Annotated in this window: 1 protein-coding gene; it reads left to right on the forward strand. The window is 50.8% G+C overall.

Features of this window, described 5'->3' with window-relative positions; genetic code table 11:
• Window positions 1-673: hypothetical protein (locus B5V81_RS08605; protein WP_212113100.1), on the forward strand; the 673-nt coding region annotated here is incomplete at both ends.

Genomic DNA, 673 nt, shown 5'->3' on the forward strand with positions numbered 1-673 from the left:
GATACAGCCTCACCCTCATAAGGCATGGTCCCAATCTCATAGAGGATGCACTCTGCCCTCAAAAGAGTGCATCCTCCCCCTCACGGGATACAGCCTCACCCTCATAAGGCATGTATCCAATCTCATAGAGGATGCACTCTGCCCTCTAAAAGAGTGCATCCTTCCCCTCAAGGGATACAGCCTCACCCTCATAAGGCATGGTCCCAATCTCATAGAGGATGCACTCTGCCTTCTAAAAGAGTGCATCCTCCCCCTCACGGGATACAGCCTTACTCTCATAAGGCATGGTCCCAATCTCATAGAGGATGCACTCAGCTCTTCACAAGAGTGCATCCTTCCCCTCAAGGGATACAGCCTCACCCTCATAAGGCATGGTCCCAATCTCATAGAGGATGCACTCTGCCTTCTAAAAGAGTGCATCCTCCCCCTCAAGGGATACAGCCTTACTCTCATAAGGCATGGTCCCAATCTCATAGAGGATGCACTCTGCCTTCTAAAAGAGTGCATCCTTCCCCTCACGGGATACAGCCTTACTCTCATAAGGCATGGTCCCAATCTCATAGAGGATGCACTCAGCTCTTCACAAGAGTGCATCCTTCCCCTCACGGGATACAGCCTCACCCTCATAAGGCATGTATCCAATCTCATAGAGGATGCACTCTGCCCTCAAAGA

This window comes from Bartonella queenslandensis (assembly GCF_018155095.1).
In the GTDB taxonomy this organism is placed as follows: domain Bacteria; phylum Pseudomonadota; class Alphaproteobacteria; order Rhizobiales; family Rhizobiaceae; genus Bartonella; species Bartonella queenslandensis_B.